The following is a 24363-nucleotide window of genomic DNA, read 5'->3' as shown; positions in this document are numbered from 1 at the left end:
ACGGCAGGACGGCGAAGGCCTGGAGCGTACTTGGTCTGGCGGGCCGGCCGCGCCAGTTTGTAGCGCGGTTTTCCAGTTGACACCTCGCCTGCTACGCGACTGCCAATGGTCGATATTTTACACGCTCGAACGCACGGCACATGCCCAACCGGGCCCCCCGCTCACGTCAGCATCGAGATGATCGCCTGGATCTGGTCGGAAGCCGACGTTACCAGTCCGTCGTACGACGTCTGACCGTGTGCGGCCGCCTTCAGGATGCATTCGGCTACGGCCGCTTTCAGGCCGAACACCGACTGGTCGGCCGGCACGCTCGCCATCACGGCCTCCAGCGCCTGACGCATCGTCACAATGAGTTCGGAACTGTATTGCATTGGCTGTCCCTCCGCGAGCTCATATTAGATCGCGTGGTCATGCTTGCTACTCACAAGCCTGAGATTGCTCTGTGAATCACACGTCACCTCGCGCTTCTCGTCGCGCAATTGTATCATCTGTCCATGAGCGAATCCGACACCGTGACCGGCGATGCCTCGCCCGTCCGCAAGATCATCCATATCGACATGGATGCTTTCTATGCGTCCGTGGAACAACGCGATAATCCGGACCTGCGCGGAAAGCCGGTTGCCGTGGGAGGCTCGGCGGAACGCGGCGTCGTCGCGGCCGCCAGCTATGAGGCCCGCACGTTCGGCGTTCGCTCTGCCATGCCGTCCGTGACTGCGAAGCGACAATGTCCCGATCTGATCTTCGTCAAGCCGCGCTTCGAGGTCTACAAGGCGATCAGCAGGCAGATCCGCGACATCTTCGCCGAGCACACTCCCATCATCGAGCCGTTGTCGCTCGACGAGGCCTATCTCGACGTGACGGAAAACCTGCAATGCATTCCGCTGGCGCGGGACATCGCACTGCGGATCCGCGAGAGGATCAAGGCCGAGACGGGCCTCAACGCATCGGCCGGCATCTCCTATAACAAATTTCTGGCCAAACTCGCCTCCGACCATCGCAAGCCCAACGGTCAGTTCGTGATCTCGCCGGAGATGGGACCCGCCTTCGTCGAGGCGTTGCCCGTCGGAAAATTCCATGGCATAGGCCCGGCGACCGGCGCGAAGATGAACGCGCTCGGCATGTTCACCGGCCTCGATATTCGTCGTCAGACGCTGGAGTTTATGAATGCGAATTTCGGCAAGTCGGGCGCCTACTACTATTGGATCTCGCGCGGTGTCGACGAACGGCCGGTCCGGGCCGACCGGATCCGCAAGTCAATCGGCGCGGAGACCACGTTCTCAAGCGACCTCACCGAATTCGACGCCTTGGTCGCCGAGCTCAAGCCGCTCGTCGACAAGGTATGGCGCCATTGCGAGGCCACCGGCAACCGAGGCCGCACCGTCACCTTGAAGATCAAATTTGCCGACTTCGAGATCATCACGCGCAGCAAATCCGTCGTGGCGCCGGTTGCGGGCCGGGACGATCTGGAGCGGTTGGCTTGCGGCCTGCTCGAATTCGAAATGCCGCTACCCAAGCGTGTCAGGCTGCTGGGGGTATCGCTGTCTGCCCTCCAGATGGGGGACGCAGAGCCGCAGCTGACTTTCGGCATTTGATCCTGGCGGTTCTAAACCCGTCCTGATCGGTGGCGGGATTCAGAACCGCCACCGATCAAATTCGATCGGCTCAGATCTATCAATGCCTCACGTGCTCGAACACCACGATCACGCCGGTCGGCTCGGGCTCATGCGCCATCAGGCGGGTCAGTTCGGGATCGCCCCAGTTGGCGAGGCTGACGACTTCGCCGCTCTGGCGCTCGGTGCCGGGCGGCGCCGTGGGCTCGACGACCTTCAGCCCCATATCGTCGACAAAGAAAGTGTGCTCGCCGAACATGCTGTTGAGCTGCGGCATGGCGGGATGCTCGTCGGGCAGCACCTGAGCGCCGAGCTGGTTGACGGTCTGCTTCACCTGTTCGGATGTGAGCTTCATGAGCTGCTCCGTTTCTGTCACGTCGGTTTCATTGAGCTGAGCCAGAGCAGGTTCCCTGCGTCGATGTTCGCCTGGCTCAATCTCCCGAACGGGTGCTGCGCACAAATGTTCCGACAGAATTCATTTCGTGATCGCGAGTTTCATTCGCCGCGCTCGCGGCACGAGATCGCCACAGGATGTCCACGATCCGGCGATCGACAATGCTACTCGGCGGCTTCGACGATCCGGATGTCCCGGTCCGCGCCGTCGCCGAGCAAATCGTGAGCCGCCCATGCGTTGAACGGCGCCTGCACTTTTGCGAGATCACCTTTGGACTTGACCTCGCCGGCGATGTCGAGGCTGGCATCGCGCAGGCAAGCCACGACGTCTTTGAGGGTGACAAAGCCGTCCCAGCCGACGAAGCGCTCCTGAAGCGGCCCGCAGCTCCCATCGAGGTGGCGCCCGACTGGCTCACATCCTTGGATCGGATTGCCGATCCGAGCCTGGCGAGACCTCGAGCGGCGGCAGGTTGATTATGCTCTGGAGCACTTCGCCGACCATGATCAGACGGGTGCCATGGCCGGCATATTGCTGCTTGAGGTCGGCGAGATAGGTGTTGGCGACGTTGAGCCGCTGCGCCGGCGTGCGCGCGAGCAGCAGCGCTCAAGTTCACGGCAAGCCCGGCTATCGCGACAGGCGCTTGGCGAGGTGGATCGACTACCAGTCTCCCAGGCCGTACGTCACACACGACCGCGTTCAGGCGGTCTCGCGCTTTCCGACGCGCCGTTCAGGCCGCGCCGCCGTCATCGACTGTTCCTCGCTGTCCCGCGGTTGGTTGGCGTGATCGTCCGTCCCACTTCCTGAAAGAAGCCCAATCCCCCGACTGAACCCGAAGACATCGCACATGACAGCCGCAGGCACCGTTGCCCCGCCTTCTGCGTCACACGCGAGAGAGTGAAGGCACCTCCTCCGGCACGATCGCCTGGAGGCCGCCGAAGCGACGCTCGCGACCGTGGAAGGAGACCAGGGCCGCGGCGAGATCGCCCGCGTCGAATTCAGGCCACATCCGCTCGGTGAAGTGCAACTCGGCGTAGGCGCCTTCCCAGAGCAGGAAGTCCGACAGCCGCTTCTCACCCGAGGTGCGGATGATGAGATCGACGTCGCGCAAACCGGCTTCGCCGGTGACGAGCTGCGAGAACGCTTCGCGGGTGAGACTCGTCAGCGCCGCCGCCTTCGCCGCCGCGTTGAGGATGGCATCGCGGGCGGAATAGTCGACGGCGATGCGCAGATGAAGCGTGCTGCCGTGCGCGGTGGCCGCCTCGGCGCGCGCGATCGCGTTGGCGATGCCGTCAGGCAGGCGGTCGCGGCGGCCGATCACGGTGAGGCGGACGCCGTTTTTCACCAGGCTCTGCACCTCATTGGCGAGATAGAAGCGCAGAAGCGTCATCAGCGCGGCGACTTCGGCCTTCGGCCTTCGCCAATTGTCGGTGGAGAATGCGTAGAGCGTCAGCGTGCCGATGCCCTGCTTGGGTGCGACCTCGACGATGCGGCGGATCGCCTCGACGCCGGCCTCGTGGCCGCGCATGCGCGACAGGCCGCGCCGCGTCGCCCATCTGCCGTTGCCGTCCATGATGACGCCGACGTGAAGCTTCTCGTTGCGGGATATAAGGTCGCTTTGCATTGCAAAGTCTCCGGTCAAAAAAGGGAAGATCAAGTCGAGACGATACCGAGACGGCCGAGCGGCGTCGCCTCCCGGCCGGCGGCCTTGGCCGCGTCGCGCACCAGGCGTTCGAGCACGGTGAGATAGTCGAGGAAGCGGCGGCGGCCGGCCTTGGTCAGGCGGCAGGTCGTGTGCGGGCGATTGCCCTCATAGCCCTTGGTCACCTCGACGAGGCCGGCTTCCTGGAGCACGGCGAGATGCCGGCTGAGATTGCCGTCGGTGAGGCCGCAGAGTTGCTTGAGATCGGCGAACGCCAGACCCTTCGGATGCGCCATCAGCGAGGTCAGAAGCCCGAGCCTCGCCTTCTCGTGGATCACGCGGTCCAGTCCTTCATAAGAGAAGGGCGCGCTGTCAGTCTTCGACATCATGGTCTCCGGACGCGAAATACAGAATGCCCGCCATCACCGACTGCCCGATTACGAAGGGCAGGCCCATGGTCCATGGCGACAGCGTGTGGGTTTGGCTCGCCAGCACCACCACCGCAAAGCCGGACATGAAATACCAGGCGCCGGCGAGTGCGACGGCGCGCGGCAACGAGCGGACGGAGGCGAAAATGCCGAGCGACACCAGGATCTGCCACAGGCCCGGCAGCAACCACAGCGTTTCGCCCGCGAACTTCCACATCACCACCGCAAGCAGCACACCGGCCACGCCTGCGGGCAGGAACTGCTCGACTGCCTGGTGAATCATGGCGTCGGCGAGACCCGAGTGATGGCGGCGCGAACGTGCGCGCATCTCGACGCCGATGATCAGGCCGGAGAGCGCGGCGGCAATGAACCAGCCGAAGAAGAAGCCGAGCGGCTCGCTGGTGGGATCCCCGAGCAGCCAGAATTGCAGGATTGCGGTGAGAAGCGCGACCGCGCCGGTCGCGGCCATCGTCGCCGAGCCGTAACCGCGGAATGCCGTGCCGGCCGCGATCTGGCTGCGGATCGCCACGATGTCGGCCAGTGCCTTGTCGAGATCGCGCATTGGCAACGCCAAAACCTCGTTCCGCCCATGCTTGCCGGGAATGCTGGTCCCGTTACTTTGTATTGCAAAGTATATGGGATTGCAAAGTAAAGGCAAGCCGGAAGGTCGCTCCGAGACCGCCTGCACGGCCCGACAACTGTCGGTTGCGCAGCACCTCCTCCCGCAGATAAGATGAGCGCAAAAGCGTTCCCGGGGGAAGGTATGTGGCTTAAGTCATTAATCGTTGCGTCTTTATTGCAGGTGAGCATCTTCAGCGCAGCGCATGCGGCCGGGCCGTTCGGCAGCGTCAAGGTCGGTAACTGGATCGGCGGCGCGTTCAGCAATGATGAAACGGGAGCTTTCTCGCATTGCGCCGCGACGACACCTTACGCGAACGGCGTCATCCTTGTCGTGGGTTACAATGCGGCCGGCACATGGTCGCTGGCCTTTGCGAGTCCCAGCTACCGCTTCAACAAGGGCGAGAACGCCGCGATTGACGTCATCTTCGATGGACAGGAGCAGGCTAGGCTGTTTGCTACGGCCAATCAGCCGAACATGCTCACGGCCGTCATGCCTGCCAACGTCGTGCGAACGTTCCAGAAAGCGAGCCTGATGGTCGCGACGGCCGGCCGCGCGGTCCTGAATTTCGACCTGACCTCGACCGGGCCCGTGATCGCGGCCCTGGCCAACTGCGCGACCAAGGTGAAGGCCGATGGGCTCAGCAAGGCCGGCGATTTCACCAAGATCGCCGCCAAGCCGCAGGCCGCGCCGGACAAGCAGGCGCCGCCGGCCGGCAGCAAAGCTACCAGGGCCAGGAGCGGCACCGGCTTTGTGGTCAGCGCGAACGGCCACGTCGTCACCAACAACCATGTGATCGACGGCTGTGTCGGCGACATCAAAGGCAATCTCACCGGCGAGGCCTCGATGGCGCTGCGCGTCGTGTCGAGCGACGCGAACAACGATCTCGCGCTCTTGCAGGCGCCATCGACCATGACATTCAAGGAATTTGCGCGGATTCGCGACCGCTCGATCCGCTCCGGCGATTCCGTCATCGTAATCGGCTTTCCCTTCCATGGCCTGCTCACGTCGGACTTCACCGTGACGACCGGTATCGCGAGCTCGCTCAGCGGCATGCGCAACGACACGCGTTTCCTGCAAATCAGCGCGCCGGTGCAGCCCGGCAATAGCGGCGGCCCGCTGTTCGACACCACCGGTCAGATCGTGGGCGTTGTCACCGCAAAGATCCCCGTATTGCGCATCGCCGCCGCGACCGGCAACATTCCCGAGAACATCAACTTCGCCATCAAGACCGGCGCGTTGCGCGACTTCCTCGACAACAGCGTGGTGCCCTACCAGACCTCCGAGCCCAAGGGAGAGCTCAAGGGAGAGCTCAAGGGAGAGCTCAAGACCACCGACATCGCCGGCAACGCGCGGCCGTACACGATGCTGATCTCGTGCAACGGGACCGAGCAGGCCGACGCCAAACGGTAGCGACAACGCGGGCTGCGTCTGCGTAGCCCGGATTCCGCTTCCGCGCCATCCGGGCGCCCAGGTCAAACCGCGAGCTCCTCAATACGGCGCGACGGGCCGCACGCGCCGGGACGATCGCGATTGCGGCAGAGGCGCCTGACCGTAGGCGACACGCGGATTGGGCCCGCAATACAGCAGCCGTCCAGACACGCTGGCCTGGCACTGCTCATAGGTGCTGTAAGCACACTCACCGGGATAATCATATTCCCCGCCCTGGGCGCACCATGGGTAGTCGCGTGCCGCCGCGGGCGTGACAGTGGCGAAGCCGGCAAGGACTGTCGCGCCAAGGCCCAGAAGCGCCAATTGTGTCTTGCGCATGATCCCAACTCCTCTCCTCACAGCGCGAGATACGCGCCATATAGCATCAGGTTTCGCCACGCCGTTTTATTCCAGATCGACGGGTCTTGGCACCCAAGAAAAAAGCCCTGCCGAACGGCAGGGCTCCAATCACGGACATCACAAGATCGCTACTCGATCTTCAGGCCGGCGAACTCGACGACCTTCTTCCACTTCTCGGTCTCGGCCTTGATCTCTTCGCCGAACGCCTCGGGCGTCTGCACCCGCGGCTCGCCGCCGAGCTCGACCAGGCGCTTGGTCATGTCCGGCTCCTTCATCAGCGTGTTGATCTCGCCGTTGAGCTTGGCGATGATCTCCTTGGGCGTGTTCTTCGGCGCACCCATGCCGAACAGCGCGCTCGCCTCGTAGCCCTTCACGGTCTCACCGATCGCCGGCACGTCGGGCAATTGCGGCGAGCGCTCCGCCGTGGTGACGCCGATAGCGCGGAGCGAACCGGAACGGATGTGCTGGATGATCGAGGGCATGTTGTCGAAGATCACCTGCACCTGGCCGCCGAGCATGTCGGTGATCGCGGGCGCGGCGCCGCGATAGGGCACGTGCTGCATCTTGCAGCCCGTCAGCGCCATGAACATCTCGCCGGACAGATGCACCGAGGTGCCGTTGCCCGAGGAGGCCATGTTGACCTTGCCGGGATTGGCCTTCACGTATTCGATGAACTCGGCGACGGTCTTGGCCGGCACGTCCTTGTTGACGGTCATCACGTTCGGCACGCGCTGGAACGAGGCGATCGGCGCGATGTCCCGCACGAAGTTGAACTTCAGATTGGTGTAGAGCGAGGCGTTGATGAAGTTGGCCGGATTGACCAGTTGCAGCGTGTAGCCGTCGGGCTCGGCGTTGACGACCGATTCGGTGGCGATATTGTTGCCGGCACCCGGCTTGTTCTCGATCACGAATTGCTGGCCGATCTTCTCCGACAGCCGCTGGCCGATCAGCCGCGCCAGGATGTCGGTGGCCCCGCCCGGCGGAAAGCCGACCACCCATTTCACCGGGTGGGCCGGATAATCGGCGGCAAGGGCCTTCGACAGCGGGCTGGCTGCAAGCGGACTGGCGGCGAGCAGGCTCAGCGCGGTACGGCGAGTGATCATCTCAAGGGTTCTCCCAACGTGTTGTTCTTGAAGCCAGACAGCTTGAAAGTGGCGTCGATGCGGTTGTAACAAAGCTTGCCGCAGGCGGAAAGTGCACGGGGCGCATCACGACGAAAGGATAACGCATGCCGGTCAAGGTCGAAGCCCTCGATCATCTCGTGATCAACGTCGCGGACGTCGCAGTGACCGCCGAGTGGTACGGCAGGATTCTCGGCATGGAAGTCAAGGTGTTCGACCCCGGCGGCGGCAAAGCGCCGCGGACTTCGCTACAATTCGGTAACCAGAAGATCAACGTCCGGCCGCGCGATGCCGACAAGGTGGAGTGGTTCACCGCGGATCACCAGACCCCCGGCAGCGAAGATCTGTGCTTTCTCACCTCGGCCGCGCCCGGCGAGGTGGTGGCGCATTTGAAGGCACATGGCGTCGCGATCGAGCAAGGCCCGGTTCCCGAGCAGGGTGCCCGCGGCACGCTGCGCTCGGTCTATTGCCGGGATCCGGATGGGAGTTTGATCGAGATTTCGTCGTACGCGGATTGACCGGCGCATTTGCTCCCTGCGCCATCCAATGGCAAAAGAGCTCCCGACGATAATCTGAAGACAGCCGCCAACCAGAAGCAGGCTGCACGGGAGCAAACATGCCGAACGACACGGCCGCCGGAATCGTGAGCCCATTCGATGGGCTCGACGTGCCCTCGCTGCTGAAGATGCGCGCCGAAATGCGCAGCTCACATCCGTTCCTGATCTGGGCGCCGTTCGACGCGCCCGCACGGCACTGGAGCTATCGCGAGTTTCACGAGCGGGTCGGCGCGCTCGCGGCGGGACTGGCGAAGCGCGGCGTGAAGCCGGGCGAATATGTGCTCATTCATCTCGACAATTGCATCGAGGCGCTGCTGGCCTGGTTTGCCTGTGTCGAACTCGGCGCCATCGCGGTGACCACCAACACGCGCTCGGCACCGGCCGAGCTCGACTATTTCGCCGATCATTGCGGCGCGGTCGCCGCGATCACGCAGCCGGCCTATGCCGAGATCGTCGCGCAGAACTGCCGCAACGTCCGCTGGATGGCAGTGACCTCGCATGATTCGGGCGCGGCGCCTGCGCAAGCGGTCTCACGCGGCGATAGTTTCGAAGCGCTGTTCGCCGACAGCGCCAATCGTCCCAGGCGTGCGGCAGATCCGCTCGCGCCGTGCAGCGTGCAATATACCTCGGGCACGACATCGCGTCCGAAGGCGGTGCTGTGGACCCACGCCAATGCGCTGTGGGGCGCCAAGATCAACGCCGCGCACGAGGACCTGCACGCAAGCGACGTGCATCAGACCTATCTGCCGCTGTTCCACACCAATGCGCTGGCCTATTCGATGCTGGCGGCGCTATGGGTCGGCGCCACCTGCGTGATCCAGCAGCGCTTTTCCGCCAGCCGATTCTGGGGCGTCGCGCGCGAGCACGGCTCGACCTGGACCTCGACGATACCGTTTTGCATGAAGGCGCTGCTCGAGCAGGAAGTCCCGCGCGATCACAAATTTCGCTTATGGGGCACCGCGATCAACGAGCCGCCGGCCTTCGCCGCTTTCGGCGTCAAGATCATCGGCTGGTGGGGCATGACCGAGACCATCACCCACGGCATCGTCGGCGAGGTCGACCAACCCAACGTCCCGATGTCGATCGGCCGCGCCGCGAGCGAATACCAGATCCGCATCACCGGCGATGACGGAAGGCCGACGGAGGTCGGCGACACCGGCAATCTCTCGATCAAGGGCATCGTCGGCCTGTCGCTGTTCGCCGAATATCTGCACAACGAGAAGGCGACGCGCGAGAGCTTCGACGAGCACGGCTTCTTTCTCACCGGTGATCGCGTGGTGCGGCTGGAGAACGGCACTATCCGCTTCGGGGACCGCAGCAAGGACATGCTCAAGGTCGGCGGCGAGAACGTCGCCGCGTCCGAGATCGAGCAGGTGGTCGCACTCGTCCCCGGCGTGCGCGAGGCCGCCGTGGTGGCGAAGACGCATCCGATGCTGGACGAGGTGCCGGTCGTCTTCATCATCCCGCAGGGTGGCGTCGCCGGTGCGCGGCCCGATCTGCACGAAGCCGTCATGACCGCCTGCCGCGCCGGCCTCGCCGACTTCAAGGTGCCGCGCGAAATTCGTTTCGTCGACGACATGCCCCGCTCCACGCTGGAGAAGGTGGCGAAGGCGGAGCTGAGGAAGATGGTGGGGTAGCTCGTAGGATGATGCTTCAGAACGATCCCAGCGCCACCGGGCGGAACGCCTGCAACAGCTGCTGGTCCAGCTTGGCGCCCATGCCTTCCATCATCGCAAACGCGCGCGAATGGGTGAAGGGCATGCGGTAGGCGCGCTTCTCCACGAGTGCTGCGTAGATGTCGACGATCGTCGTGACCCGCACGATGTCGCTGATCTGGTTCGACGACAGGCCGTTGGGATAGCCGCTGCCGTCGAGAAATTCGTGATGGTGCAGCACGACGTCGAGCATCTCCGGCGGAAAGCCGCCCTGGGCTGCGAGCGCGTCATAGCCGCGGCGCGGATGCTGGCGGACTTCGGCCATCTCCTCGTCTGTGAGCTTGCCGGGCTTGTCGAGCAGCGCGGAGGGAACGAAGGCCTTGCCGACGTCGTGCAGCAGCGCGGCGCGGGTCAGCCGGCGCTGATCGTCCTCGCGCATGCCGAGGTGCTGGGCGAAGGAGACCGCAAATCCGGTGACGAACAGGCAGTGGCGGTAGCTGCCGACATGATGGCAGCCCACCGTGGTGAGCCATTCGCGCAGCGAGGAGTGCTTGATCGCCTTCAGGATCTTGCTCTCGGCGGCGATGACGTCGTCGAAGGTCAGCGGCACGCCGAGCGGCAGCTTCTCGAACATCTTCTTCAGAATCGCATGCGCCGCCTCGACGCCGCGATTGAGCGTCTTGCCGCGATCGGTCGCGTCATAGACGGCGGTGTCAGGGAAGGCCGCACGGATGCGCTGCAGGATAGCCTCGGGCTGAAGCGGCCGCGAGATGGTGTCGGTGGCGCCCAGCGCCCAAGCCTGCATGGTGCCGTGATGCAGGGCGTCCGCAAGCACGAACAGCCGCGGCATCGCGCGATAGGCGTCGCCGCGCAGCTTGTTGCGCACCCGCTGCACGCTCTCGGGCGAGCGCAAATTGATGTCGACCACGAGGCCGGAGAGCTCGCGTGAAGGCTGCTCGGGGAGCTCCTGGGTCGTCACCGTCGCGACGTCGCCGACCGCCTTGAGGATGCTGGCGAGCTCGGTGCTTTCGTCGCTCCGGTCGGAGGCGAGCAGAAGCCGGCGTTTGGCGGCGGTTTTGGCTGAGGCGTTCATGGCTTCCCCAAGAGCACACGGGACTGGATTTGGCGTCAGCCTAAGCCGGATCAGGTTCTCTGGCCCTTAAGAGGCGTGCTCAATGGAACCCTGCGGAATCAGGGACAATCTTACGGAGATCGCCTCCCCGAGCGGTTCCACTCAAAAGAGCGAAAACAACCCCATGCACAGTAGGGATGTGCTTGTAAGTAAAAGGGTTTTCCAAAGACAAATCCGCCGGAGGCTGCCCTCCGGCGGATCATGTCAGGTCAATCGCTGCCGGCTTACGCCTTCATCGCGCCCTTTACGGCTTCGGCCGTGATCGGCAGGGCTCGGACGCGGGCGCCCGAGGCGTTGAAGATGGCGTTGCCGATCGCGGGTGCAATCACCGTCACGGCAGGCTCGCCGACGCCGGTGGCCTTTTCGCCATTGGCGATCACGGCGATCGCGACCTCCGGCATCTGGCTCATGCGCAAGGGCGTGTAGCTATCGAAATTGGTCTGTTCGATGCCACCATCCTTCAGCGTCGCCTTCTCGTACATCGCCAGCGACAGGCCCCACAGCGCCGCGCCCTCGACCTGGGCGCGGATGTTGTCGGGATGCACTTGCGTGCCGACGTCGGTTGCGACCGTGAGCTTCTTCACGGTTACCTCGCCCGACGGCGCAACGGCGACATGGGCAACGCAGGCCGTCCAGCTTGCGGTCGCGCGTTCCTGCGACGACACGCAGGCGACACCCATGCCCTCACCCTTCGGCAGCTTCCTGCTGCCGTAACCGGCGAGACCCATCGCGGCGAGCAGCGTGTTGCGGAGCCGCTGCGCGCCGCCGTCGTTCTTGCCGGCGCCGTCGAGCAGCGAGATGCGGAACTGCGCCGGGTCCTTGCCGGTCGCGGCCGCGATCTCGTCGATCATGCTTTCGACCGCCCAGAACGTCCAGCCGGGCGCCACCGATCGGAGCTGACCGGACGGGGTGGCGTTGTGCGCCATCTCGTTCTTGATCGCGCGCACATAGTGGTTGGGTACGGTGTAGAAGAAGTCCGCTCCGTTCACCGTGAAGGAGTCGAGTGGACCCTTCTTGTCGACTGACGGCGTCAGGAAATCTGGGATTCCCCAGCGCTGGGTCGGCCAGGCCGAGACCACGTCGTGGCTGAGCGCGATGAGCTTGCCGTCGCCGTCCACGCCGGCCTTCACCTTCTGCAAGGTGAGCGGACGCGAGAAGTCCATCGTCATGTCGTTTTCGCGCGTGTAGATCACCTTCACCGGCTTGCCGATCGCCTTCGCCGCCTGCACCGCCGGAATCATCATGTCGGCATCGAGCCTGCGGCCAAAGCCGCCGCCGAGCCACATCTGGTGCATGACCACAAATTTCGGATCGATCCCGGCTGCGCCCGCGGCGATCCCGCCGGAGCGCGTCGCGAACTGGTTGCCGGAATAGATGTGCAGGATGTCGCCCTTGAACTCCGCGGTGGCGTTCATCGGCTCCATCGGTGCGTGGATGTTGATGCTGGTGGTGTACTCCGCCTCAAGCACCTTGGCCGCCGTGCCGAACGCGGCCACGGGATCGCCGTCCTTGACAAAGAACTGTCCGGAATCGTCGAGAGCCTGCAGCCGCTTGGCCTCGGCATACAGCGACTCGCTCGACACCTTCGCGTTGGGACCGCCGTCATAGCTGATCTTCAGCGCGGCAGCGGCCTTCTTGGCGTTGGCGTAGGTGCTGGCCACCGCCACCACCCAGCCCGACGTCGTCTGCGTCTTGTCGTCGAGGGTGACGGCCTTGATGAAGCCCGGCACCTTCTTGGCGGCGCTGTCGTCGACCGATTTCACCGTGGCGCCGAAGCGCACCGGTGGCGTGACCACCGCGCCATAAGCCATGCCCGGAAGCATCACGTCGATGCCGTATTTGGCCGTGCCGTTGGTCTTGGAGGGGATGTCGAGCTGCGGCACCGACACGCCGATCATGGTGTACTGATCCGGAGTCTTCAGCTTGATCGCCTTCAGCTCGTCCGGCGTGAAGGTCTTGGTCGCCTTACCGCTCTTGACAACATCTGCGAACGACATCTGCTTCTTCGACTTCGGATGCGCGATCATGGAATCGCGCACCACGAGTTCGGAGGCCGGCACGCCCATCGCGGCGGCCGCGCCTTCCGTCAAGGCCATGCGGCCCGCGGCACCCGCGCGGCTCATGGCGTCGAAGTTCATCATGGTCGACCAGCTGCCGCCGGTGATCTGCGCACCGAGCACGGGGTCGTTGAACTTCGGATCGTTGGAGGCAAGCTGAACGCGCATGTCGCTCCATTTGGCCCCTAACTCTTCGGCCACGATCTGCGCCATGGTGGAGGCGATGTGCTGGCCCATGTCGGCCTTGCCGCAGGTGACGGTGACAAGACCATCGGGCGCGATCGCGTACCAGACGCTGGGCTCGAAGTTGGAGGGCGCCGCAAGCGCCTCACCGATGCCGGGTACACCGGCATAACCGAGCACGAGGCCGGTTGCGGCGGTGCCGACCAGGAAGGAGCGGCGGCTAAGATCTGATGTCTCTGATGTGACGTTCTTCACGTGCCGGTTCATGTGGGCCTCCGTTCGTTGCCGGAGGCGGATGCGGTGCGCATCTCGGTTGCGGCGCGCATGATTGCCTTCTGGATCCGCGAATAGGTCATGCAACGGCAGAGATTGCCGTCCATATGCGCCACGACCTCTTCCTTGGTCGGATTGGGATTCTTCGCGAGCAGCGAAGCCGCCTGCATGATCTGCCCGGACTGGCAGTAGCCGCATTGCGGCACCTGCTCGGCGATCCACGCCTTCTGCAAGGGATGATCGCCCTTGGCGGCGAGGCCTTCGATGGTGGTGATCTTCTTGCCGGCGACATCGCCGACCATGGTCTGGCACGAACGCACGGCTTCGCCGTTGACGTGCACGGTGCAGGCACCGCACAGGCCGGCACCGCAGCCGAACTTGGTGCCGGTCATCTGCAATTGCTCGCGGATCGCCCAGAGGAGCGGCGTGTCGTTCGCCGCATCCACGGACATACTCCGCCCGTTGATGGTGAGAGTTGGCATAGGCGTCTTCCCCTGCCGGTGCATGAAGCCGCTTACGGCGGCAACTTGTGTCGCGGACGCCCACCGGGCCGGCGCCAGCCTTGCCCGCAAGAATGATCGGGTTCAGCGGCGGAGGCAAATGCAATTTGGAATCGATCGAAACAAACGCGCCGCCTGCTCGTTGTGCGTCGCGACAAGGGCGATGTTGCAGCCACTGAACGCAACCGAGTGCGGCGCCAGGCATGCGAGCCATCGCAATCAGGCGGTTTCCTCCGAGTAACCCGGCGCGTTAGGATGGGCCAAGAAACAAGATAACAAGGTGGAAGCAATGCCAAGGATCGATCGGGACGGCGTCGGAATCTATTACGAGGTTCATGGCGAGGGGCCGCCGCTGCTGCTGACCCATGGCTACTCCTCGACCTCGGCAATGTGGCATGGGCAGGTCGATGCGCTTGGCAGGGATCACAAGCTGATCTTGTGGGACATGCGCGGTCACGGCCAGTCCGACTACCCCGACGATCCCGCCGCCTACAGCGAGGCGCTGACCGTCGGCGACATGGCCGCGATCCTCGATGCAGCCGGCGCTGAGCGCGCCATCATCGGCGGGCTGTCGCTCGGCGGCTACATGACACTCGCTTTCACTCGCGCGCATCCGATGCGCGCCCGCGCGCTGCTGATCATCGACACCGGCCCGGGCTTCAAGAAGGACGACGCGCGCGAGGCCTGGAACGCGCGAGCGCTCGCCACTGCCGACAGGCTCGATCGCGAAGGCCTCGACATGCTGAAGGCAGCGACGCGCGAGCGCGCCACGGCCAGCCATCGCAATGCCAGGGGATTGGCGCTTGCCGCACGCGGCATGCTGACCCAGCGCGATGCGAAGGTGATCGAGCTGCTCCCGGAGATCCAGGTGCCGTCGCTGATCGTGGTCGGTGCCGACGACACGCCGTTCCTCGCAGCGTCGGACTACATGGCCGCAAAAATTCCCGGCGCGCAAAAGGTCGTGATCCCCGCCGCCGGGCATGCCGTCAATATGGATCAGCCGCAGGCTTTTGTTGACGCGGTGGTGCCTTTCCTGAAGAACTTGCCGGGATAGGACGGTCGGACAGGAACACTGGCAATGAAGCGAGCGATGTTGGCGGCGGGCGCGGTGTTGCTATCGGTATCTGCGCAGGCCGAGCCGCTCGGCACCATGCCGCCGCGCCTCCCTTTTGTCGCGACCTTGTCGAACAATACGCCGCTCGCTTTCGGCATGGACGCCGAGCAGACCGCGCGCGCCCTGGGGCAGCCGCTGCGATACGTCCGCGGGCGTCCCGGCAGCGAGATCTACCTCGCTTTGCGCAACATCGGCGGCAGCGGATTGATACCCTCTCGCCATCGCCTGTTCCTGCAATTCCGTCACGGACGATTGGCAGGATGGAAGGAAGACTACGGCGAAAACTGGATGTGGGAGTAGGTGGTTCTCCTCATGGCGAGGAGCGCGCCCCTTGCGCGCGTCTGGCGGACGATATTGCGCATCACCGCGAGAACCATGCAGGCACGGCCTGCCTCCCCTCATCCTGAGGAGCTTGCAAAGCAAGCGTCTCGAAGGATGAAGGCCCGGCTGAAGCGTCACGGGCCTCTATCCTTAGACGCGCGCAAGGGGCGCGCTCCTCAGGATGAGGGGAGGGATTAGAATTCGTGACAACCAAAAAGGACAACCCGCGTGGGACAAGACATCAAGCTGACGGCCTCCGACAATTTCCAGCTCGGTGCCTATCGCGCTGAGCCCTCGGGCACGGCGAAAGGCGCAGTGGTGGTGATCCAGGAGATCTTTGGGGTCAATCATCACATCCGCTCGGTCTGCGATCGCCTCGCCGGGGAGGGCTATGTCGCGATCGCGCCGTCGATCTTCGACCGAACGTCGCCGGGCTTCCAGTCGGGCTACACTCCTGATGAGATCGCGGAAGCGCGCAAGTTCGTCGCGAGCCCTGATTGGGAGGCGATGCTGCGCGACACGCAGGCGGCGATCGATGCGGTGAAGAGCGTCGGCCCGGTCGGCATTATCGGTTTCTGTCTCGGCGGCAGCATCGCCTTCGTCGCGGCAACGCGGCTGTCGGGCCTGAAGGCCGCGATCGGTTATTACGGCGGCGCGGTCGTGCGCTTTGCCGACGAGACACCGAAAGTGCCAACGCAGCTGCATTTCGGCGAGAAGGATACCGGCATCCCCCTGACCGACGTCGAGACCGTCAAGACCAAGCGGCCGGATGTCGAGGTCTTCGTCTATCCGGGCGCCCAGCACGGCTTCCATTGCGACGAGCGGGCGAGCTACGACAAAACCAGCTCCGACATCGCCTGGCCGCGCAGCATGGAATTTTTCGTGAAGCATTTGAAATAGGGCCGCACGCACTGCTGTCATTCCGGGATGCACCGAAAGACGCAGCCCCGGAATGAGGAGGAGCAGGAATCGGGTGGCTGCAGCACGGCGCGCGGCGATAGAGCAGGCGGATCAAGCCAAACTCACGCCAGGAGACCGCCATGCAGCAGGCCATCACGCACCTCGTCATCCGCAATCCGTTCGGAACCATGGACGTCCCCTCGCCCGATGATTCCGACGTGACGGACTATGCCGCGACCGCCACGCTGGCCGGCGATGCAACCGACGGCAACGCGGCGGCATGGGCCTCCATCGCGACAATGTCCGATCCGATCGAGGGCCTCTGGGCGAGCCGCTGGAATGGCGGCGCCGATCCGACCATCACCGGCGATACGGCGGAGAAATGGAAGCAGGGGTGCGCCGAGGTTCAGGTCAAAGGCGAGCGGATCTATCTGCGCTTCGACTGGGACGACGGTCGTCGGCACGGGCTGATCGATGCCGCGCGCGACGGCGCGGGTCGCCTGGTCGGAAAATACATCAACCTGACCACACCGGCGATCACGCGGCCATGGATCGGGCTCGTGGTCGACGCCAACAGGATCGACGGATGTTTTCCGAACGGACGGCTGGATTTCAGGCGGTGAGCTAGAACCAGCGCTCGCCGATGAACACGGTGTCCCCGGGGGCCAGAGGCGTGCCGAGCGGGACGATAGCGCGCATGGAGCCACCGGCTTCGGTGTGCGTGACGGTGACAACGTCGCGCTTGGCGCGCGGCGAGAAGCCGCCCGCGATCGCGACGGCGCTTTCGACCGTCATGTTCGGTACGTAAGGATATTGTCCGGGCGCGGAGACTTCGCCGAGGATGAAGAACGGGCGATAGGCCTCGATCTCCACGGCCACCGAAGGCTCGCGGATGAAGCCGTTGCGCAAGCGTGCGGCGATGTCGCCGGCGAGGCCGGCCGGGGTGCGACCGCGTGCCGGCACGCCGCCGATCAGCGGCATGGTGATGGAGCCGCCAGCGTCGATGGCGTAGCTGTTGGTGAGACCTTCCTGGCCATAGACCACGACGCGCAGCCTGTCGCCAGCATCGAGATGGTAGGAGGAATCGTAGCGGACCGGCGCCGCCATCGGTGCGGCATAACCGACCGGCATGGGCGCAGGCGAAGAGGCAAAGGAATTGCGCAGAGCCCCGATGGCGCCGCCACCGTCGCCGACGACGACCGGCTGTGGCGCGTAATAGGGCTGGCCATAGGCCATGGAGTCGAGATCGGCGCGCGGCTGCATCACCGCGACGGGGCCGGCGGTCTGCATGCAGCCGCCAAGCGCAAGCGCGGCGGACGCTGCCAAGGACGTTGCCAAGATCGACCATCGAAACGCGCGTGCAACCGGCACCGGACCTATCCCTCGAAACGAGACAGATCCAGTGTTGCACCGGTTATGGTTAATAAAGCGTTGAGGCGGCGCGACGATGCCGCGCTGCGCTCCCTCTCCCGCTTGCGGGCACTGCTATCGCATATGGCTTTTTGGGCCAGCCTGAACGCGCGCCTCGTCCTTCGAGACGACCGCTTTGCGGTCTCCTCAGGATGAGGCTAATCGGCATCGGTGCCTGTTGAAACTGTTGCCGTACACTCCATCCTCATCCTGAGGAGCCCGCCTAAAGCGGGCGTCTCGAAGGATGGGCCGCAGGAAACTGCTCTCAAATGCCGCTGCCCTGCTCTTGCAGGAGAGGTACGGCGAGTTCGTCGCCAGCTTACGCGCTCACACCGACGCCGATCGGGCAGGACACGCCGGTGCCGCCCAGACCGCAATAGCCGGCGGGATTCTTCGCCAGATATTGCTGATGATAGTCCTCGGCAAAATAGAATTCGCCGGCGGGTGCGATCTCGGTGGTGATAGCGCCGAGACCTTTTGCGGCAAGCGCCTTCTGATAGAGCGCCTTCGATTGATCGGCCGCTTTCTTCTGCGCGTCCGAATAAGTGTAGATCGCGCTTCGGTACTGCGTGCCGACGTCATTGCCCTGACGCATGCCCTGGGTCGGGTTGTGGCTCTCCCAAAAAATCTTCAGCAACTTCTCGTAGGAGATCTTTTTCGGATCGAACGCGACCAGCACCACTTCGGTGTGGCCGGTGCGGCCTGAGCAGGTCTCTTCATAGGTCGGATTCGGCGTGTGGCCGCCGGCATACCCGACGGCGGTGGCGTAAACGCCGTCGCCGAGCTCCCAGAACTTGCGCTCCGCGCCCCAGAAGCAGCCGAGCCCGAACACCGCCTGCTCGAGGCCTGCGGGATAAGGCGGCTGCAACTTCGCGCCGTTGACGAAATGGCTGGTCGCGGTCGGAATAGCTTGCGCACGGCCGGGCAGCGCTTCCGTGGCGCTCGGCAATGCGGTGGTCTTGCGCATGAAAAGCATGATTGAATCTCCGCAACGAGCTGTCGGTCGCTTGAGACAGGTGCTCAGGCGGCGTGCTCGCGATCAGGTGGGAATATAGGGATCTACGCCGCAAGGGGCAGCCCTGTTACGCCGCGCGCGCCCCGGCTCAGTCGCGGAATTGAAAGCTCAATCCCGGGAATAACCGATCAGCGGCTTGCGCGGGCGAAACAGGATCATCAGGAGGATCCCCAGAATGCCGAGGACGGCGAAAACCGGTTGATCCAGCACCAGGCGGATCACCGAGGTCCAGAGCCATGGCGCCTTGGCCTCGACCCAGGTCCGGAACGCCGTCTGGCTGCCCTGATTGATGTCGTTCCAGAACTGGCCGAAGCGGGTGAACCGCAGGGTCTGGTCAGCCACCCAGCGGGCGCCGTCATAGACCATGAAGATGAATCCGCCGGCGAGCAGCAACAGCCCAATCAGTCGGAAAAAGCCGCGGATCATGCTTCACCTTATATGGTCGTCCGATCGGACGATCCTCGTAACGCTGCCAGCCAATACAAGGGAGACGGCAGAAATTCAACCTCTTCAGGGCGTTACGGCACTCATCCAGGCCCTAGGGGCTGGTTTTCCAGCCCGGGAAAGCGTTGACGGTGCCAAAGACCCTCTCTATAAGGGCGCCAACTGGCGGCGGGCGCAATCCTGCCGCCGCTGTTCTTTGAGCAGTTGCAGGCTCTTTGGGCTTAGAGGCTCTTTGGGCCTCAGAGACAGCCGCAAGGCTGTCGCTCATGTTCCGGGAACAGCCTAGCAACCGAACACCCTAATTCCGAGCGTCGATTACGCGGTCAAGCAAGCCGGCGCTACCGACCAAGACGCGACCGGTACCCGCAAAGGACATTGAGAACATGGCCAATACCACTTCCGCCAAGAAAGCGACGCGCAAGATCGCCCGCCGCACCGCCGTCAACAAGTCGCGCCGCACCCAGATGCGCGGTGCCGTGCGTAACGTCGAAGAAGCCATCAAGACCGGCGACCGCGCCGCCGCCGTGACGGCGCTGGCGAATGCCGAGCCCGCTTTGATGCGCGCCGCCCAGCGCAACATCATTCACAAGAACAACGCCAGCCGCAAAGTCTCGCGGCTCACCGCGCAGATCGCCAAGCTCGCCAAGTAAGCCGGCGAGTAATCTGGCGAGTGACCTAGCAAGCCTTCGTTCGATCGGACGATCCGGTCGCACATCGCACGCGTCAAACAGCCCGGCATCACGCCGGGCTTTTTTGTTGCCAGCCATAGTCACGCAAGCAGTCGGGCGCGACCGACCTTCGATCGAAGGATCGCGGCGTCCACACCATTAGTTCTACCTGCGGGTGATTTTGCAACAGGGGAAACTTTTCACCGCGGTGCAAAAAGCCCTTGCGAGGCGGGCTCAAGTTGAATTCCTGCGCCTGCGCGTTCTTCACACCGTAGTTTCACCGGATCGCGCCAGGCGATGGAGTTACCCTGTGAAACGAGACTCAAAAAACGGTGTCTCGCTAATCACTTATCGACATAGTGACGCCAAGCATTTGGAAAAATCGCCCGCGCGTCTCGCCGCGTGACGCTTTTGTAAAGAATTTTTGGCAGTGGCGGAGAATTGTCACACAAGGCGCGGCTCTTTCGATTCTGTGCACGAATCCAAAACCTTGGTCTGAAGCCTGTGCACAAGTCGCGCGCGGCGTTAACGCAGATCAAGTTTTTTGGCGCCTCAAGTGTGAATCAATTTCGTTGCGAGTCCTTCGGCATAGTGTATTCCTTAAGGCGTCAGCGGCGCCCACGATCTTGAGACCAGCGCGGTATCGGAAACGGGGCGAGCGTGCAAATCGGCGGCGATGTGCACGTAAGCGACGCTTAACCCAGCGATTGTCGGTTCGAAACCCATAGCAATATGGGAAAGGTAGTTCTTTGTCTGAATGTCTCCAAGCGGGATCTTCCCGCTCGCGCCCAGCGCAAAATGAGAGACATCTCGAGGCTACTCCGACACGCAGGATGGCGAAGCCGAGCGGACGACGAGTACAGACGGGCGCATCCGCGGCTGGAGCAATTCAGATGCGGTTGTTTTTCAGGCAGGACCTTGCCGTGAGCGATCGCGGCAGGACGGGGAGGTATCATGTCCTACGGATTCAACGCGGTGTTGACACAGATTCCATCGCTCGACGATGCCGTCTCCGATCCGTCCTGCGTTCAGCCCCCCTCGTGTGAGGGCGCGCCGAGTACGCGCTGACCTCGCGAACTCTCCATCTCCGACATCGCTGATCTGACCTCGCGGCGTTCGCGCCGAACGGTCGAGCTGTGCCCGACGATGGAATCGCTTGAGGTCGCGCCATGACGGGGAACCCCGCTTGGCGTTCACAACGCAACCTTATCTCTCAAGAGAAGTTTTTTAACGATGAACCCATCGGAACAGGATCGCTGGTCACGCGTGAAGAGCCGGCTGCGCACGAACGTAGGCGAAGACGTCTATACGAGCTGGTTTGCTCGCATGGATCTGGAAGGTGTGCAGGAGGAGAGCGTGCGGCTCTCGGTCCCCACGCGCTTCCTGAAGAGCTGGATTCAGGCGCATTACGCCGAGCGCGTGCTGTCGTGTTGGCAGGCCGAGATGCCGGAAGTGCATCGTATCGATCTCACCGTGCGTTCGGCCGTGCGTCCGGTCGTTCAGCAGAAGGAAGTGCCCGCGCCCGTCGAAGCGCGCCGCTCGCCTGCGCCGGAGCTGCGCTCGACCGCGACCGCGCCGGTCTCGGCCAATCACGATGCGCTCGGCGGCTCGCCGCTCGATCCGCGCCTGACCTTCGCAAGCTTCGTCGTCGGCCGCTCCAACACGCTGGCGCATGCCGCTGCGCGTCAAGTCGCGGAGGGTCGCCGCGGCGATCCCGTCATGTTCAATCCGCTCTACATCCATGCGGGTGTTGGACTCGGCAAGACGCATCTCTTGCAGGCGGTGACCTGGGCCGGAAATTCCGGCAACGAGCGCAAGGTGCTTTACCTGACCGCGGAAAAATTCATGTACGGCTTCGTCGCCGCGCTGAAGACGCAGACGGCACTCGCCTTCAAGGAAGCGCTGCGCGGCATCGACGTGCTCGTGATCGACGATCTCCAGTTCCTGCAGGGCAAGTCGACCCAGGCCGAGTTCTGTCACACCCTGAACGCGCTGATCGATGCCGGCCGCCAGGTCGTGATCGCGGCCGACCGTCCGCCGTCCGATCTCGAAAGCCTCGACGATCGCGTGCGCTCGCGGCTAGCCGGCGGCCTCGTGGTCGAGATGGCCTCGCTCGGCGAGGAGCTGCGGCATGGCATTCTCAAGTCGCGCGTCGCGGCGGCCCGCGCCCATCACGCGACGTTCGAGGTGCCGGAGGAGGTTCTGACCTATCTGGCCCGCGCCATCACCCATAACGGCAGGGATCTCGAAGGCGCGATCAACCGCCTGCTCGCGCACTCGAAGCTCAACAACCGGCCGGTGACGCTGGAAATGGCCGAGCACGAGGTACGCGACCTGATCCGGCCGCAGGAGCCGAAGCGCATCAAGATCGAGGACATCCAGCGTGTGGTGGCGCGGCAGTATAATGTCAGCCGCTCCGACCTGCTGTCCTCGCGCCGGACCGCCAACGTGGTCCGTCCGCGCCAGGTGGCGATGTACCTCGCCAAGACGCTGACCCTGCGCTCGCTGCCGGAAATCGGCCGCCGCTTCGGTGGGCGCGACCACACCACGGTGCTGCACGCCGTTCGCAAGATCGAAGCCCTGGTTTCCAAGGACACGGCGCTGTCGGACGAGGTCGAATCGCTGAAGCGTCAGCTTCAGGAATAAACGCCCAGGTTTTTCCCCTTTCCCCCGCCGCCCCGGCCATGCCTGGGCGGCGGGTGTGTTTTTGCCGGTAAATCGTGGGGAACCATCCCGCGATCCCTTGAAACGGATGACTTTACGCGCCACCTTGCGCGACCCTGAAGGCTTTGGTCATATCGACTGGATGATCCGGCTTTGGGGGTCTTCGGTACCGTGGCGCGCGTCCCGCCGCCCGGCTTTTCCAAATTTGTGTTTCCTTGGGGATCGGGCGAGTAGTGCAATGAAGGTTACGGTCGAACGCGCGCAACTCCTGAAGTCGCTGGGCCATGTCCACCGCGTGGTCGAGCGCCGCAACACGATTCCAATCCTCGGCAACGTGCTGGTCCGGGCCGAGAACGCGAAATTGTCGCTGAAGGCGACCGACCTCGACCTCGAGGTGACGGAAACGCTCGCGGCGGAAACCGCGACCGCAGGGTCCACCACCGTGCCAGCGCACATGTTCTACGACATCGTGCGCAAGCTGCCCGATGGTTCGCAGATCGTGCTCGAAGCCGACGGCGACCGCGCCGTGCTGGCGATCCGCGCCGGCCGCTCCCGTTTCACGCTGCAGACGCTGCCGGAGAATGATTTTCCGGATCTGGCCGCCGGCGACATGTCGCATTCGTTCTCGCTCGCCGCCAAGGACGTCAAGCGGCTGATCGACCGTACCCAGTTCGCGATCTCCACCGAGGAGACGCGCTACTACCTCAACGGCATCTATCTGCATGCCGCAGGCTCCGCCAATGCCGCGACCCTGCGCGGCGTCGCCACCGACGGCCACCGCCTCGCCCAGCTCGACCTGGTCCAGCCCAAGGGCGCCGACGGCATGCCCGGCGTGATCGTTCCGCGCAAGACGGTCAGCGAGGTGCAGCGCCTGATCGAGGACAACGAGGCCGAGGTCACGATCGAGCTGTCGCAGGCAAAGATCCGCTTTACCATCGGCAATGTGGTGCTGACCTCGAAGCTGATCGACGGCACCTTCCCCGACTACAGCCGCGTCATCCCGCAGGGTAACGACAAGGAACTCGTCGTCGACAAGAAGGATTTTGAGAACGCGGTCGACCGCGTTTCCACCATCTCCAGCGAGCGCGGGCGGGCCGTGAAACTGTCGCTGTCGCCGGGCAAGCTGGTGCTGTCGGTGACCAACCCGGATTCCGGCAGCGCGACCGAAGAGCTCGAAGTCGAATACGCCTCCGACGCTCTCGATATCGGCTTCAACTCCCGCTATCTGCTCGACATCGCAGCCCAGATCGAAGGCGACGTCGCAACGCTCCGGCTCGCGGACCCCGGCTCGCCGACGCTGGTGCAGGACCGCGACGACAAGAGCGCGCTGTATGTGCTGATGCCGATGCGGGTGTGAGGGACGTGGCTCTACGCCACGCGCACCCTGCTTTTGGAAGCAAGCGCGATGCGCATTGCTGCGCCCTCTCCCCTTGTGGGAGAGGGCTACTCCGCTGGTCGACGCAAGCTCGATAGGGTGAGGGGTTAGTGCCGCAAGAGCCGTCCCATCGGCCAGTCCCCAAACATCTCCGCCATTTTGCGAAGAACATGCGGCATGAGCCGACTGATGCGGAAGCTGCGATGTGGCGGCTGCTCAGAGAACGCCGGCTGTCCGCCTTCAAGTTTCGTCGGCAAGTCCCGTTCAAAAACTACATTCTCGACTTTGTCTGCTTCGAGAAATGCCTTGTGATCGAGATCGACGGCAGCCAGCACGTAGAATCACAAGGCGACGCTGCCCGTGAGGCCATGCTTGCGGCCGAAGGATTTCAGACGGCGCGCTACTGGAACAACGATGTGTTGCAGCGACCTGTGGCGGTGCAGGAGGATATCCTTGCAAAGCTCGCCGGGCGGCCCTCACCCGTCGCCTCACT

General features: G+C 63.8%; 24 protein-coding genes and 3 pseudogenes. 12 read left to right on the top strand and 15 right to left on the bottom strand.

Annotated elements, in window-relative coordinates; translation table 11 throughout:
* Window positions 1-161: 161 nt before the first annotated feature.
* On the bottom strand, window positions 162-371 hold the full coding sequence (locus tag IVB27_RS05625; RefSeq protein ID WP_247351587.1) for a hypothetical protein: 210 nt from the start codon (window positions 369-371) through the stop codon (window positions 162-164).
* A gap of 123 nt (window positions 372-494) precedes the next feature.
* Between IVB27_RS05625 and dinB the strand changes: the two genes are divergently transcribed.
* Window positions 495-1592: a DNA polymerase IV gene (gene dinB / locus IVB27_RS05620; RefSeq protein ID WP_247442030.1), complete on the top strand. Its 1098-nt coding sequence runs from the start codon at window positions 495-497 to the stop codon at window positions 1590-1592.
* 79 nt (window positions 1593-1671) lie between these two features.
* Here dinB and IVB27_RS05615 read toward each other — a convergent pair whose 3' ends face one another.
* From IVB27_RS05615 to IVB27_RS05590, 6 genes and pseudogenes are all read right to left on the bottom strand, one after another.
* Window positions 1672-1965 (bottom strand): hypothetical protein, encoded by a 294-nt coding sequence (locus IVB27_RS05615; RefSeq protein WP_247351582.1) that lies wholly within the window; start codon window positions 1963-1965, stop codon window positions 1672-1674.
* Window positions 1966-2231: 266 nt separating this feature from the next.
* Window positions 2232-2375: pseudogene (locus tag IVB27_RS05610) on the bottom strand (DNA-3-methyladenine glycosylase I); the annotation flags it as partial.
* 40 nt (window positions 2376-2415) lie between these two features.
* Window positions 2416-2607, bottom strand: a pseudogene (locus IVB27_RS05605) (cyclic nucleotide-binding domain-containing protein); the annotation flags it as partial.
* 277 nt (window positions 2608-2884) lie between these two features.
* Window positions 2885-3625, bottom strand: a complete 741-nt coding sequence (locus IVB27_RS05600) for a di-trans,poly-cis-decaprenylcistransferase (RefSeq protein WP_247442028.1) — start codon at window positions 3623-3625, stop codon at window positions 2885-2887.
* A gap of 29 nt (window positions 3626-3654) precedes the next feature.
* Complete coding sequence (locus IVB27_RS05595; protein WP_247351578.1) at window positions 3655-4029, bottom strand: transcriptional regulator; 375 nt, start codon at window positions 4027-4029, stop codon at window positions 3655-3657.
* Complete coding sequence (locus tag IVB27_RS05590; protein WP_247442027.1) at window positions 4016-4633, bottom strand: hypothetical protein; 618 nt, start codon at window positions 4631-4633, stop codon at window positions 4016-4018. Before IVB27_RS05590 ends, IVB27_RS05595 begins: the two co-directional genes overlap by 14 nt.
* Window positions 4634-4834: 201 nt before the next feature.
* On the opposite strand from IVB27_RS05590, the gene IVB27_RS05585 reads away from it, so the two are divergent.
* Window positions 4835-6103: a S1C family serine protease gene (locus IVB27_RS05585; RefSeq protein WP_247442024.1), complete on the top strand. Its 1269-nt coding sequence runs from the start codon at window positions 4835-4837 to the stop codon at window positions 6101-6103.
* 78 nt (window positions 6104-6181) lie between these two features.
* Here IVB27_RS05585 and IVB27_RS05580 read toward each other — a convergent pair whose 3' ends face one another.
* Together IVB27_RS05580 and IVB27_RS05575 are read right to left on the bottom strand one after the other, a co-directional pair.
* Window positions 6182-6460 (bottom strand): DUF3551 domain-containing protein, encoded by a 279-nt coding sequence (locus IVB27_RS05580; RefSeq protein WP_247351570.1) that lies wholly within the window; start codon window positions 6458-6460, stop codon window positions 6182-6184.
* Window positions 6461-6609: 149 nt separating this feature from the next.
* Complete coding sequence (locus IVB27_RS05575; RefSeq protein ID WP_247442022.1) at window positions 6610-7584, bottom strand: Bug family tripartite tricarboxylate transporter substrate binding protein; 975 nt, start codon at window positions 7582-7584, stop codon at window positions 6610-6612.
* 125 nt (window positions 7585-7709) lie between these two features.
* On the opposite strand from IVB27_RS05575, the gene IVB27_RS05570 reads away from it, so the two are divergent.
* Window positions 7710-8120, top strand: a complete 411-nt coding sequence (locus IVB27_RS05570) for a VOC family protein (protein ID WP_247442021.1) — start codon at window positions 7710-7712, stop codon at window positions 8118-8120.
* 98 nt (window positions 8121-8218) lie between these two features.
* Window positions 8219-9796 carry an AMP-binding protein gene (locus IVB27_RS05565; protein ID WP_247442019.1) on the top strand — a complete coding sequence of 526 codons (1578 nt, stop codon included), beginning with the start codon at window positions 8219-8221 and terminating at the stop codon, window positions 9794-9796.
* A gap of 16 nt (window positions 9797-9812) precedes the next feature.
* On the opposite strand, the gene IVB27_RS05560 is transcribed toward IVB27_RS05565, so the two are convergent.
* The 3 genes from IVB27_RS05560 to IVB27_RS05550 all read right to left on the bottom strand — a co-directional run bounded on the left by IVB27_RS05560 (window position 9813) and on the right by IVB27_RS05550 (window position 13941).
* Window positions 9813-10907 (bottom strand): HD-GYP domain-containing protein, encoded by a 1095-nt coding sequence (locus tag IVB27_RS05560; protein WP_247442017.1) that lies wholly within the window; start codon window positions 10905-10907, stop codon window positions 9813-9815.
* 263 nt (window positions 10908-11170) lie between these two features.
* On the bottom strand, window positions 11171-13453 hold the full coding sequence (locus IVB27_RS05555; RefSeq protein WP_247442015.1) for a xanthine dehydrogenase family protein molybdopterin-binding subunit: 2283 nt from the start codon (window positions 13451-13453) through the stop codon (window positions 11171-11173).
* Window positions 13450-13941, bottom strand: a complete 492-nt coding sequence (locus IVB27_RS05550) for a (2Fe-2S)-binding protein (protein ID WP_027514647.1) — start codon at window positions 13939-13941, stop codon at window positions 13450-13452. The genes IVB27_RS05555 and IVB27_RS05550 overlap by 4 nt, the downstream gene beginning before the upstream one ends.
* 307 nt (window positions 13942-14248) lie before the next feature.
* Here IVB27_RS05550 and IVB27_RS05545 point away from each other — a divergent pair, with 307 nt between their 5' ends.
* The 4 genes from IVB27_RS05545 (at window position 14249) to IVB27_RS05530 (ending at window position 16917) form a co-directional block, all read left to right on the top strand.
* A complete protein-coding gene (locus IVB27_RS05545; protein WP_247442013.1) occupies window positions 14249-15013 on the top strand; it encodes an alpha/beta fold hydrolase in 765 nt (254 codons plus the stop codon).
* 24 nt (window positions 15014-15037) lie between these two features.
* On the top strand, window positions 15038-15373 hold the full coding sequence (locus IVB27_RS05540; RefSeq protein WP_247442011.1) for a hypothetical protein: 336 nt from the start codon (window positions 15038-15040) through the stop codon (window positions 15371-15373).
* Window positions 15374-15622: 249 nt separating this feature from the next.
* Window positions 15623-16294 (top strand): dienelactone hydrolase family protein, encoded by a 672-nt coding sequence (locus IVB27_RS05535; protein WP_247442009.1) that lies wholly within the window; start codon window positions 15623-15625, stop codon window positions 16292-16294.
* 140 nt (window positions 16295-16434) lie between these two features.
* Complete coding sequence (locus IVB27_RS05530; RefSeq protein WP_247442008.1) at window positions 16435-16917, top strand: hypothetical protein; 483 nt, start codon at window positions 16435-16437, stop codon at window positions 16915-16917.
* Window position 16918: 1 nt separating this feature from the next.
* Here the strand turns inward: IVB27_RS05530 and IVB27_RS05525 are convergent, their stop codons facing one another.
* From IVB27_RS05525 to IVB27_RS05515, 3 genes are all read right to left on the bottom strand, one after another.
* Window positions 16919-17665, bottom strand: coding sequence for a polysaccharide biosynthesis/export family protein (locus IVB27_RS05525; RefSeq protein WP_247442006.1), 747 nt, complete (start codon window positions 17663-17665; stop codon window positions 16919-16921).
* Between the two features lie 358 nt (window positions 17666-18023).
* Window positions 18024-18680, bottom strand: coding sequence for a peptide-methionine (S)-S-oxide reductase MsrA (gene msrA / locus IVB27_RS05520; RefSeq protein ID WP_247442004.1), 657 nt, complete (start codon window positions 18678-18680; stop codon window positions 18024-18026).
* A gap of 147 nt (window positions 18681-18827) precedes the next feature.
* Window positions 18828-19145 (bottom strand): hypothetical protein, encoded by a 318-nt coding sequence (locus IVB27_RS05515; RefSeq protein WP_247351545.1) that lies wholly within the window; start codon window positions 19143-19145, stop codon window positions 18828-18830.
* A 401-nt stretch (window positions 19146-19546) separates the two neighbouring features.
* On the opposite strand from IVB27_RS05515, the gene rpsT reads away from it, so the two are divergent.
* From rpsT to IVB27_RS05495, 4 genes and pseudogenes are all read left to right on the top strand, one after another.
* Window positions 19547-19813 carry a 30S ribosomal protein S20 gene (gene rpsT, locus IVB27_RS05510; RefSeq protein WP_007598259.1) on the top strand — a complete coding sequence of 89 codons (267 nt, stop codon included), beginning with the start codon at window positions 19547-19549 and terminating at the stop codon, window positions 19811-19813.
* A gap of 1251 nt (window positions 19814-21064) precedes the next feature.
* Window positions 21065-22477: a chromosomal replication initiator protein DnaA gene (dnaA, locus tag IVB27_RS05505; RefSeq protein WP_247442002.1), complete on the top strand. Its 1413-nt coding sequence runs from the start codon at window positions 21065-21067 to the stop codon at window positions 22475-22477.
* A 256-nt stretch (window positions 22478-22733) separates the two neighbouring features.
* Window positions 22734-23852 (top strand): DNA polymerase III subunit beta, encoded by a 1119-nt coding sequence (dnaN, locus tag IVB27_RS05500; RefSeq protein WP_247351542.1) that lies wholly within the window; start codon window positions 22734-22736, stop codon window positions 23850-23852.
* Between the two features lie 128 nt (window positions 23853-23980).
* Window positions 23981-24343: pseudogene (locus IVB27_RS05495) on the top strand (endonuclease domain-containing protein); the annotation flags it as partial.
* Between the last annotated feature and the right edge of the window lie 20 nt (window positions 24344-24363).

This window comes from Bradyrhizobium sp. 197 (genome assembly GCF_023073375.1).
Classification (GTDB): Bacteria; Pseudomonadota; Alphaproteobacteria; order Rhizobiales; family Xanthobacteraceae; genus Bradyrhizobium.
This window is presented reverse-complemented; position numbering and strand designations above follow the sequence as displayed.